This is a genomic window from Methylobacterium oryzisoli (assembly GCF_046557895.1).
GTDB classification, from domain to species: Bacteria; Pseudomonadota; Alphaproteobacteria; order Rhizobiales; family Beijerinckiaceae; genus Methylobacterium; species Methylobacterium oryzisoli.
In genome coordinates this window covers 1-9,538 of record NZ_JBKIBX010000084.1, presented here as the reverse complement: position 1 = coordinate 9,538, position 9,538 = coordinate 1, and the positions used below count along the sequence as shown (strand labels likewise).

Below are 9,538 nucleotides of genomic sequence, written 5' to 3'. Positions count from 1 at the left end.
CAGCCCTGGCGCATCATGTCCATCGGCCTGCGCGCCTGGGCCCGTGGGTTCTGATCAGTGAGGGTTGGTATCAGCCAATCAACGGCATCAATTGGATGTGCGATCGTGAGCGCCACACCATCAGCGCGCTCATGCAGGACTGTATACAGCTGACGAGTGATTCCATCAGCTCGGCTAACCAGACGCGTATCGCGCCGCTCGGAGTCCTTCGTGATGAAGTCGCGCAGGTTATCGGTCACCAGCAGATCGACGCGCTCGGCGATGCAGGTCGCCAGCACCCCAGCATCCTCGCGGTCGTGCATCGCCAACTGGTCGCGGCCTGAGGTCAGGACGGCTGGCTGAAGCTTCTCCGGGCCGTTGATCATCAAGTTGCTGACCGCAGCAGAGAACCGCTCCGCCAGGAATGCAGGCACCTTCTGTCGGATCAGCACGGCCTCGAGCGTGCCGAGCATCTCCTGGGAGATCACCAGCTGCAGAGGCGTCCCCGCGACCGACATGGCCTTCACCATCTCGACTATGCGCATGAGAACGGTTCCGGTCCTACCCGCCTGGCGGCCGATGAGATCGGCGACCCAGACGTTTAGATCGAGGCAGACGCGCAGCACCCTTGACGGGCGTTGCCCGCCGTCGCCCGCGTGGGGCGTCACTTCTTGGTGGTCAGGGCTGTTGCCGCCTCGAGCATCTCGAGGTCGCCCACCTGCTCAGTTCGTGGGTCGAAGGGGCGGTGAGCTGCCACCATACCGGCAACGAGGTCGAAATCCTGCCGCGCCTTCTCGGCCCGAGCCGATTCGCTCCGCACGAGCTCTCGCTCGGTGGTTTTGGCTGGCTTGAGCGACTTGGAGGTCGGAGGCACCATCGTTTGCGACCGGTTTGCATTCGTGCAAGTGGAAGATAGCTCTGCTCAGCCAGGCGTTCAACGTGGCTCTGAGCGGTGTGCGATCGCGGCGGCCGTGATCTCGCCAGCAATCGCGAGGAGGCTTGGGATCAGAAAACAGCTCCTCGGCTGGCAAGAGGCGGCCGAGAAGCTGAAGAATGTGAGCGGCGATAGGGGCCCCCACTCCCAAGCTGAACGGTGCAGGGGCCCGTTGTTCCCATCCTCCGTGACTTGGAGGCAACAGACGATCTGCTGATCGAGACCTGGATCCCGCTACACCGCCGCGCTGCTGCTCGGATGCTTGTGGCGTATTCGATGCGGATCATGGTGCGCTCTCAGGCGTCCCGTCCGTTCGTCAACCAGCAAGCCCGGTCAATGCCGCAGTGACGATCGCCTCGCGCTCGGCTCCTCGCGGTGACAAGGCGACGAGTTGGGCCAGCACGTGCCGCATCACCTCAGAGCCGCCAGCTTCGACGAGGGCTTGTCCCTGGCGGCGGATCGCAGCCCGGTGGGGGGCCATGGCGGGGCCACTGCCGCCCTGACCCTCGATCGCCGTCAGGATCGCGTCGAGCGTCCTCACGGCCGCCGCGAGCGGGTCCTCGCCCGCGCGTGCGGTCGAGCGCGAGGCGGAGGCAGTCGAGGGATTCGGCATCGTCAGTCTCTTCCGGGCGACGCAACACTGCGCGCAATCGCTCAGCAACGGCTCAGCTTTAGACCTCCACCTCACGAGCGGTCATCAACGGCCGCCAAGGGGGATTGGACCATGCTGAACCTCATCCGGATCATCACCGCCGCCGCCATCCTGACCGGCTGGTGCCACCTCGCCCCGGCCCAGGCGGCGTCCGGTGCGTCGCCGACCCAGGTGGTTCACGCGGCGAGACCCGCTTCGCCGGCGGAGACCACCTGCCCGCTCCGGGCCTGGCCCTACATCGGGTGAGCGAGGCCGCTGCCGGGCGTGATCACGGTGCTCGCATCCGAACTCAGCGCCGGTGTCACCCGCCCTCTGCCCCTCAGTCGCTGACAGGTGTGCGACCGCCGATCACCTCGGAGCCCGGCCCGGCCTCGAGGCGCCCGGCACTGAGGCCTGGGCGCACTACCCTGACCGTCCTCGTCGTGCGACCACTTGGACCATGCTCTTCGCCCTCAAGCACGTGCTGATTGAGTTCGGCCCCGACCGCGATGCACACATCGACCTCGCGGCGAGGGTGATCCTGGGAACCTTCCCGGAGGCCCGGCTGGAGGTGGCGCAGGGCCTGCTCGACGACGACCTCCTGATCGAAGCCAGGATCCCGCTGCGGCGGATCGACGAGTGGCCAGCCGTGAGCCGCAGGGCCCTCATCTCGCCGGCAGTCCCGCGTCAGACGGCGGAGTGAAGCCTGCGGAACGGCGCACGCCTCCCGCGATCACGTCGTGAGCGCAGGGCTCAGCCAGCCATGGCCTGCTTCTCATCCATTCGGTCGTGCAGCACGTAGCCGCGGCCCCAGATGGTCTCGATGTAGTTCTGACCGCCGGAGGCATTGGCGNATCCATTCGGTCGTGCAGCACGTAGCCGCGGCCCCAGATGGTCTCGATGTAGTTCTGACCGCCGGAGGCATTGGCGAGCTTCTTGCGCAGCTTGCAGATGAAGACGTCGATGATCTTCAGCTCGGGCTCGTCCATGCCGCCGTAGAGATGGTTGAGGAACATCTCCTTGGTGAGCGTGGTGCCCTTCCGGAGCGAGAGGAGTTCCAGCATCTGGTACTCCTTGCCGGTGAGGTGGACGCGCGAGCCGGACACCTCAACGATCTTCTGGTCGAGGTTCACGACCAAATCACCTGTGGTGATGACCGACTGGGCGTGGCCCTTCGAGCGGCGCACGATCGCGTGGATGCGGGCGACCAGTTCATCCTTGTGGAAGGGCTTGGTGAGGTAGTCATCGGCCCCGAAGCCGAGGCCCTTCACCTTGTCCTCGATCCCGGCCATGCCGGACAGGATCAGGATCGGCGTCTTGACCTTGGCGACCCGGAGCGAGCGCAGCACCTCGTAGCCCGACATGTCGGGGAGGTTCAGGTCGAGGAGGATGATGTCGTAGTCGTACAGCTTGCCGAGATCGACGCCTTCCTCGCCGAGGTCGGTGGTGTAGGTGTTGAAGTTCTCGGACTTGAGCATCAGCTCGACGCTTGCCGCGACCGAAGCGTCGTCCTCGATCAGCAGCACACGCATGTGGGGGATCCTCCAGAGATTGAGGCTTTCTATAAGGACATCGGCAACAAACCGTTAAGGCTTGGCGGCAGCTCATCGTGGGGCCGAGGCCGCCGGCGCGTGTCCGAGCTGGGCGGCCCTCCGAGTTCTCATTTTCCGCATGATCGCGCCTCCCGGCGAACGCCGACTTCTTGTCAGAGCCCCAGCAGCTAGGTTGCGCTCAGCGTGACGTGAGCAGAGTGTAGAGATTGGTGACCGGCACCGCAGGATCGCCGTAAGTCTCCCAATTCAGCCCTGCCGGTTCGTGGTTGTGCTCGATGACCCAGGCCATCAGCACCTGCCAGGCGTCTGGTAGCTGCGTGTAGGGTCCTTCGAGGCGCAGATGCCCTGCACGACCACCAGGGATCTCCTGCACAGTCACGTGATCGGTCGCCCGGAAGCCTCCGGCAATGGTCGAGCCCGCCGCGATGCGGATGCGGTCGCCCGACGGTGGGAGCGAGAACGTTACCTCGAGGCCAGCTTTCTTGACCCCCTGAGCTGCCAGGGCTGCATCCACCCGAGCACGGGCCTCTCGTTGGAACTGCGGGATCTCCGCGAAGGACATCTCTCCCCATTCCACGGCGGTGATGCTGGGCGAGACCATAACGATCTCTGGCGCGCCAATACCGCTGGGTGCCCCGTCCGACATACTGTCCTCCCGTTTCTCTCGCCGCCCATTTCTGTCGAGGAGCCAAGCAGGATGCGAGTGCCTTCGGCAACATTGAAGGTGCGGGAATTGCGGTGCGTTAGCCGAAACTTACAGTAAGTGGCGGCTAACGCACAAGCTCTTCTCGACACGGCCCTGGGCGATCCGACGCGGCGGCAGATCTTCGAGCGTCTGGCTCACGGATCCGTTCCGTCGGTGAACTCGCCAGCACCATGGCTGTCACCCGGCCCGCTGTCTCTCAGCACCTTCGCGTCCTGAAGGAGGCTGGTCTGGTCACAGCGCCCAGGGGATACGCCGCATCTACCGGCTCGACCAACGCGGGATCGGCGCGATCCACGCGTGGCTCGACGAGCGATGGGCCGAGGCGCTCAACACAGCAGGGCCTACCCTCGAGCATGATTTCTGATCGCAAGACAACATCGACTAGATCGGTGGAGGGACGTCGGCCGTGTGCGCTTGCGCACGTCGCGCCACTGGAGGGATCCCCACATGAGGTTTGCCCCTCGTGGGCGTTTCCTCCCTAGACTTCGGGCCGCCTCGCAAGGGCGGCCTTTCTTTTTGCGGTCGCCGCCTCGTTGGAGCGACTCAGATGGGTCTGGCCCAGCCGCGTGGTGAGCCTCAGGAGCCCATGATCGCCTTTTTGATGGAACTCTATTCAGCTGACTCGAACGTTGAACGTTTACGCCTCAAGCCGGAAGAACGGGCCGCACGGCAGAGGATCGGGCATCAATGGGCTCGAAAGCGTGAACCGGCGCGAGAGAAACTTGGCCGCGGCCGTCTCGACTTGGGTCCACGGCTTTTCGCTCATCGGCTCGGTGTCCCGGCGATCTGGCTCGGCGTCGTGGATGGCGATGCGGACGTGCTGCTGCAGGCAGCCCTCCATGTAGACGACGAGGCCGTGAGTGCCGCCTACAGCTCGGAGATGAGCGCCGAACCGGGCACACCCCGCGCCGGCGTTCCTTTGTGTGGTGAAGGGAAGCACGGGCCGGGCACGTGGCCGCTGCACTGGTCCGCCACCCGACCCGCTGTTCCTCAACCAACGGAGCACATTGCGGAGCGCGTGCAGCCTCGCATGGCCTGCGGGGTACTTCCCCACAAAGAGCAGGACAGGGGCCACAGCACGGGCCGGGTGTCACATCGGCGGGACCGGACACCCGGCCCGTGGTCCGACGCGACCAAGCCTATGACGCGCGAACGCCCTAGCTTCGCATGGGAAGCGGGTCGGTTCCCTTACAAAGATTAGAACAGCACATCCCGGCGCCCGCCGAGCTTCATAGAAGGTAGATAGACTGAGTCTCGACTGCTGATCGGCGCGAGGCGCCCGCAAGGACTTTGGAAGACTGTTCGGGAGGGGCGTGATCCGTTCACAGAACGAGTGCTATGGTACGCGGCGAGCCTCCGCGCGCGGCGCACCCAGAACCGCCCCTATCGGCCTCCCTGCGCGTCCGCTCTACTCGGCATCCGCCAGGGCCTCGAGGCCCTGCGCAACCTCCAAGAGCTGCGCGTGGGCATCGCTCATCGACGTCCAAGCAGCCTGCTCTCGGATATCCTGGGCGAGTTGCCGGTACTCGGTCGCTTTGTTGGTCGACGGGTCTGCATGCGCGTGACGACGAGTGGACGATCTGCGGTCGAGCTAGCAAGCGACCGGCGTGGGAGCATTCACCTGCGATGCCTACTGCCCGCACGGGATTCGGCTGCTGCCGCGCGAGCCAGATCGCCTCGCGGCGGGCCGTCACATGGGCCGGGCGGTCAGCCTCACGCATCATGCGGACAGGGGGCCGAGACCATGTCCGCACTGATCGTCATGCTCGCCGGCGCCGCCGGCGCCCTGGCGCTCGTCGTCGCCGCTCATCCGCGCGCCGAGCGCCTCTGGATCCGCAGGGTGCGATGACGAGCGAGCAGCGGCCGGACCGACAATCAACGTGAATTTGGCCTGCCGCATCACCTCCTTCATGCGCGCCAGTGCAAGCGGCCGGTTAGGTCGACCCGGTCCGTCGTCCTCAGTCGCCGCCTTCGGGTGCGAGCTTGCGGGCCTCATCGCCCTTGTCGAGCCACCAACCAGCAGTACGGTTCGCTGCAGATAACCATATACTGCGTGGCGTTCCCATCATCGTGGCTTCCAGGAAGCCAATCCCGCACCTTAGGTATTCCTCGACTAAGGCGCGGGACCAGATCATTGGTAAGGTACTACTTGCCCTTCAGAGCATCCTTGACGCTACCCGCGGCGTTTTGCATGCTGCCCTTCACTTGGTCAACAACGCCTTCCTTCTTGAGCTTTTCATCGCCAGTCACCTTGCCGGCGCCTTCTTTGATCTTGCCGCCAATGTTGGTGGCGGAGCCTTCAACGCGATCCTTATCAACAGCCATCGCTCTGTCCCCTTTCAGCGGCACCGGAGTTCGGCACCTGTTATCCAACAAGGGGCTGTCGTGAAGCGTTCCTCGCAAGCGCCATGCATGCGGCACACCTTGAGGAAACCGGAATCGTTCCGCACGTTCATTGTGCGTGACGAACAGCCGCTGGAGCCATCGCGGCGGCCTGTAACCTGAGGAACACTGATGCCGACCGATAAGACCGCTCAGCGGATCAAGGACGATGCTGCCGAAGTCAAAGCGAAGATAGACGCTTCATTTGAGAAGCTGGCTAACAAGCTTCGGTCGAAGGCGGATAGAGCCAAGGAACATGCCGCTTCAGCCAAGGGTGCCGCCAAGCGGAAGCTGCATGGGCGTCGCTTCGAGCTGTACGCTGATGCTGCGACGGAACTGGAGGAGCGCCTCAGCCAGCGCAGAGATGCGCGGGACGACAAGGGCGACTGAGACATGGCGACGGCGGGGGCCATATTGGGATCACCCACGATGGCTCTGGCGAACTCCGCCAACCGGTACTTCACGCCGCGCAACAGGCTAAGCACATCGCCAACCTTCGCCGGTTGGAGGGCGCCTTAACAAATGACAGGGAGCAACCTTGGCGTTCAATATACCAGGCGCTCATGAAACCTCAGATTGATTCGCGCCAAGTCCGCATCGCTGCCGACAGAGGGCATGAAGACGGCATGCTGCTGTTCGTGAACGGATTGCTCGTGGCTATCGTCGCCCATCTTCATCACTCGGTGAGCGACGAGTTCGCGGGCCGCTGGTTCGTAGAGGCAGGTTTCGGTCTTTGCTCGAATCGACGGGATGAACTGTTTGATACCGCCGAGGAAGCCAAGCGCTGGGTGAGGCGCTGCGTTGAGAGCAGCGCTAACAAGGAGCCTGTAACCACGCAGGATGCTGATGGTGTCGGATGCGCATCGCATTGGTGATTGACATGTGAATCAAAATTCTAGCACATACAGTGATACACTGATAGTGAATAGCGCAGCAATGGAATTGCATAATTTCGCTTTACACCTGATAAAGTTTCTCACAAATCGAATGTTGGCAATCATCTCTCGAAAATGACCGTAGAGAGGCGCGGTAATATGTTGAACATGTATTTTTAACAATCTTGATATCTGAAAAATCCGTACGATTGCATAGATCGTCGGCCTTGCGAACCCTAGGGTGTGAACCGAATCAAGGTGTTGAAGGACCTTTTATGTTGTGACTCAACGCCGCCGCTTGCAGCGTGGAGGCGGCCATGCCTCGGAGCGGCGTGCTGACCGGTGCCGATCATAGACACGCTACTCCTCGATCACCTCGTCGGCACGGGCGAGGAGAGAAGCCGGGACTGTCAACTCGAGTGCGCGAGCCGTATTGAGGTTGACCAGAAGCTCGAACTTGGTGGGCGCCTGGACCGGCAGGTCTCCCGGTCGGTCTCCGCTCAGAATGCGGGCCACGTAGGGGCCGGCTCGTCGGAAAAGGTCCGTGACGTCGAAGCCGTAGGCGATCAACCCACCGTCCCGAGCGTAGAACGCGAACGGATAGGTGGCCGGAAGACGGTGTTCCGCCGCGAGCGCAACGATCCTCTTGCGCTCGACCGAGTTGATGGGGGTCGGCAGGACCAGCAATCCGCAATTCTTCACTCGTGCGAACGCCTCGATGCCTCCCGCGATCTCCGCCGGGTTGCTGGCGTGGATCGCCTCGACCTCGAATCCCAGAACCGACCCGGCCGCTTCGACCCCGCGCCACAGGGTGGCGAAGTTCGTGGCCAGGACATCGTAGAGAACGCCGACCCGCTGCACATGCGGCGCGATCTCCTTCAGCAACTCCAGCCATTTGCCGCCGAACTCCGGCTCGAACGTGCTGAAGCCCGTGATGTTGCCGCCCGGCTGCGACACGTTGGGGACGAAGCCTGCATCGACGGGGTTCGTGACGCTGACGAAGACGACCGGTATTGTCGTCGTGAGGGAACGGACGGCGACCAAGCCCTGAGTCCCGTTCACCACGATGACATCGGGCGATTGCTCAACGACCTCCCGAGTGACCATCCTGATCCTCTCGGGGTCGCTGCGCAGATAGCGCACGTCCACACGAACATTCTGACCATCGATCCAGCCCAGCCTGCGCAGGCTGCCAAGGAACACGGTCACACGCTTCGGCGCCTCGGGATCTCCCTCCTGCAGGACCAACAGAAGAGCAATCACGCGCTGCGAGCTCCTCCGATCGGCCCGCGCCGTCAGCGGCCAGAGGATCGTGCCGCCCAGAACCACGAGGTTCTCTCGCCGGTTCATCCGACCACTCGTCAGCTTGCATCGTCTGTCTATTACTCCTCCGCGCTTGCCTTCTGGCAAGCGCATCCTCGGCAGACGGACGGCTAGGGAGCTACTGAGAGCGCGGGCGTGAAGTCACCGACCCGCCAGCGTAGCCTCCTGGGCCGAGATCGAGCCGTCTCGTGGGAGGGCGAGCTTCGGACCGGGTCCATACGTCGGCCTCATATGGCGCGAGCCAAGGAAGGTCCGTATTCGCGCAGTACATGCTATGGTCGCGGTCACGCAGAACGACGATCGGCGCCGAGAGACATGGGCCGAAACACGACCAAGCTCGCCACGGAGCGCCATCTCGCCGCAATCTTGGTTGCGGACGTAGTCGGCTACTCCCGCCTGATGGGCGCCGACGAGGATGGCACGCTGCGCCGTCTGCGCGCGTTACGCAGTGATCTGATTGATCCCACGATCCAGCGGTACGCAGGACGGTTCGTGAAGTCGACCGGCGACGGTGTGATCGCCGAGTTCCCCAGTGCGGTCGGGGCCGTCCGCTGCGCGCTCGACCTTCAGCGAGCGATGATCGATCGAAACGCCGACATCCCCGAGGCGCAGCAACTCCGCTTCCGCATCGGCCTCAACGTCGGCGAGACGGTCGTCGAGCCGGACGGTGACATCTACGGCGACAGCGTCAATCTCGCGGCGCGCCTCGAATCGATCGCGCCCTGCGGCGGCGTGTGCTTCTCGCGCACCGTGCGCGATCAGGTGCGTGATCGCATCCAACTCGCCTTCGAGGATTGGGGCGAGCGCCCCCTCAAGAACATCGCCCGTCCGGTGCGCGTCTTCGCTGTACTGCCCGAGTCGATCGCCGCCCTGCCGGAAGCAGGCGCGCCCGCGCCGACGCCGCGGACCCGGCTTCGCTTCGTCGTCACCGCAATCCTAGTTGCCATCGCGGTCCTCGCGGGTGGCGCGTGGTTCGCCTTACGGCCGCTTGCGCCGCCTCCGCAGGCCACAGCAACCGCTCCTCTACCGGCTGCACGGCCAGACCTCGCTGCTGAGCTGCCTCCCGGCCAGACGCTGGCGCGGCTTCCTCCGCCCCACGGTTGCTTGAGACACCCCGTTAGCGGACGGTCTCCGCGGCAGGGGTGAGGACGATGA

13 protein-coding genes and 2 pseudogenes are annotated in these 9,538 nt (G+C 63.9%); 6 read left to right on the top strand and 9 right to left on the bottom strand.

All coding sequences use genetic code 11. The features are described from left to right. The 3 genes from ACKUB9_RS33575 to ACKUB9_RS33565 form a co-directional block, all read right to left on the bottom strand. A partial coding sequence (locus ACKUB9_RS33575) for a PIN domain-containing protein (RefSeq protein WP_407530925.1) occupies window positions 1-605 on the bottom strand: 605 nt, incomplete at its 3' end. Window positions 606-643: 38 nt separating this feature from the next. Next, on the bottom strand, window positions 644-856 hold the full coding sequence (locus ACKUB9_RS33570; RefSeq protein WP_407530923.1) for a hypothetical protein: 213 nt from the start codon (window positions 854-856) through the stop codon (window positions 644-646). A gap of 373 nt (window positions 857-1,229) precedes the next feature. Then, window positions 1,230-1,526: a hypothetical protein gene (locus tag ACKUB9_RS33565; protein WP_407530921.1), complete on the bottom strand. Its 297-nt coding sequence runs from the start codon at window positions 1,524-1,526 to the stop codon at window positions 1,230-1,232. 111 nt (window positions 1,527-1,637) lie between these two features. On the opposite strand from ACKUB9_RS33565, the gene ACKUB9_RS33560 reads away from it, so the two are divergent. Further along, complete coding sequence (locus ACKUB9_RS33560; protein ID WP_407530920.1) at window positions 1,638-1,811, top strand: hypothetical protein; 174 nt, start codon at window positions 1,638-1,640, stop codon at window positions 1,809-1,811. A 193-nt stretch (window positions 1,812-2,004) separates the two neighbouring features. Then, window positions 2,005-2,247 (top strand): hypothetical protein, encoded by a 243-nt coding sequence (locus ACKUB9_RS33555; protein WP_407530918.1) that lies wholly within the window; start codon window positions 2,005-2,007, stop codon window positions 2,245-2,247. Window positions 2,248-2,297: 50 nt separating this feature from the next. On the opposite strand, the pseudogene ACKUB9_RS34455 reads toward ACKUB9_RS33555, so the two are convergent. From ACKUB9_RS34455 to ACKUB9_RS33545, 3 genes and pseudogenes are all read right to left on the bottom strand, one after another. Beyond that, window positions 2,298-2,396, bottom strand: a pseudogene (locus ACKUB9_RS34455) (DNA-binding response regulator); the annotation flags it as partial. 5 nt (window positions 2,397-2,401) lie between these two features. After that, window positions 2,402-3,076 (bottom strand): annotated as a pseudogene (ctrA, locus tag ACKUB9_RS33550) (response regulator transcription factor CtrA); the annotation flags it as partial. A 199-nt stretch (window positions 3,077-3,275) separates the two neighbouring features. Then, window positions 3,276-3,743, bottom strand: a complete 468-nt coding sequence (locus tag ACKUB9_RS33545) for a GyrI-like domain-containing protein (protein WP_407530914.1) — start codon at window positions 3,741-3,743, stop codon at window positions 3,276-3,278. A 230-nt stretch (window positions 3,744-3,973) separates the two neighbouring features. On the opposite strand from ACKUB9_RS33545, the gene ACKUB9_RS33540 reads away from it, so the two are divergent. After that, the gene (locus ACKUB9_RS33540) at window positions 3,974-4,285 is read left to right on the top strand and encodes an ArsR/SmtB family transcription factor (protein ID WP_407530912.1); all 312 of its coding nucleotides are present in this window, start codon (window positions 3,974-3,976) and stop codon (window positions 4,283-4,285) included. Window positions 4,286-4,440: 155 nt separating this feature from the next. Here the strand turns inward: ACKUB9_RS33540 and ACKUB9_RS33535 are convergent, their stop codons facing one another. Beyond that, window positions 4,441-4,743, bottom strand: coding sequence for a hypothetical protein (locus ACKUB9_RS33535; protein WP_407530910.1), 303 nt, complete (start codon window positions 4,741-4,743; stop codon window positions 4,441-4,443). Window positions 4,744-5,948: 1,205 nt separating this feature from the next. Next, window positions 5,949-6,128, bottom strand: a complete 180-nt coding sequence (locus tag ACKUB9_RS33530; RefSeq protein ID WP_407530908.1) for a CsbD family protein — start codon at window positions 6,126-6,128, stop codon at window positions 5,949-5,951. Window positions 6,129-6,317: 189 nt separating this feature from the next. On the opposite strand from ACKUB9_RS33530, the gene ACKUB9_RS33525 reads away from it, so the two are divergent. Both ACKUB9_RS33525 and ACKUB9_RS33520 read left to right on the top strand, forming a co-directional pair. Then, window positions 6,318-6,575 (top strand): hypothetical protein, encoded by a 258-nt coding sequence (locus tag ACKUB9_RS33525; protein ID WP_407530907.1) that lies wholly within the window; start codon window positions 6,318-6,320, stop codon window positions 6,573-6,575. A 173-nt stretch (window positions 6,576-6,748) separates the two neighbouring features. Beyond that, on the top strand, window positions 6,749-7,060 hold the full coding sequence (locus tag ACKUB9_RS33520) for a hypothetical protein (RefSeq protein ID WP_407530905.1): 312 nt from the start codon (window positions 6,749-6,751) through the stop codon (window positions 7,058-7,060). 360 nt (window positions 7,061-7,420) lie between these two features. Here ACKUB9_RS33520 and ACKUB9_RS33515 read toward each other — a convergent pair whose 3' ends face one another. Further along, entirely contained in the window at window positions 7,421-8,410 is a 990-nt protein-coding gene (locus ACKUB9_RS33515; RefSeq protein WP_407530903.1) for an ABC transporter substrate-binding protein, read from the bottom strand. Window positions 8,411-8,698: 288 nt separating this feature from the next. Between ACKUB9_RS33515 and ACKUB9_RS33510 the strand changes: the two genes are divergently transcribed. After that, window positions 8,699-9,529: an adenylate/guanylate cyclase domain-containing protein gene (locus ACKUB9_RS33510; protein ID WP_407530901.1), complete on the top strand. Its 831-nt coding sequence runs from the start codon at window positions 8,699-8,701 to the stop codon at window positions 9,527-9,529. Window positions 9,530-9,538 lie beyond the last annotated feature (9 nt).

Bases quoted from the DNA above. Each gene is read 5' to 3' on its own strand.
- ACKUB9_RS33545 (WP_407530914.1), bottom strand. From the start codon at position 3,743: ATGTCGGACGGGGCACCCAGCGGTATTGGCGCGCCAGAGATCGTTATG.
- ACKUB9_RS33515 (WP_407530903.1), bottom strand. From the start codon at position 8,410: ATGAACCGGCGAGAGAACCTCGTGGTTCTGGGCGGCACGATCCTCTGG.
- ACKUB9_RS33540 (WP_407530912.1), top strand. From the start codon at position 3,974: ATGGCTGTCACCCGGCCCGCTGTCTCTCAGCACCTTCGCGTCCTGAAG.
- ACKUB9_RS33525 (WP_407530907.1), top strand. From the start codon at position 6,318: ATGCCGACCGATAAGACCGCTCAGCGGATCAAGGACGATGCTGCCGAA.
- ACKUB9_RS33555 (WP_407530918.1), top strand. From the start codon at position 2,005: ATGCTCTTCGCCCTCAAGCACGTGCTGATTGAGTTCGGCCCCGACCGC.
- ACKUB9_RS33530 (WP_407530908.1), bottom strand. From the start codon at position 6,128: ATGGCTGTTGATAAGGATCGCGTTGAAGGCTCCGCCACCAACATTGGC.
- ACKUB9_RS33570 (WP_407530923.1), bottom strand. From the start codon at position 856: ATGGTGCCTCCGACCTCCAAGTCGCTCAAGCCAGCCAAAACCACCGAG.
- ACKUB9_RS33560 (WP_407530920.1), top strand. From the start codon at position 1,638: ATGCTGAACCTCATCCGGATCATCACCGCCGCCGCCATCCTGACCGGC.
- ACKUB9_RS33565 (WP_407530921.1), bottom strand. From the start codon at position 1,526: ATGCCGAATCCCTCGACTGCCTCCGCCTCGCGCTCGACCGCACGCGCG.
- ACKUB9_RS33510 (WP_407530901.1), top strand. From the start codon at position 8,699: ATGGGCCGAAACACGACCAAGCTCGCCACGGAGCGCCATCTCGCCGCA.
- ACKUB9_RS33520 (WP_407530905.1), top strand. From the start codon at position 6,749: ATGAAACCTCAGATTGATTCGCGCCAAGTCCGCATCGCTGCCGACAGA.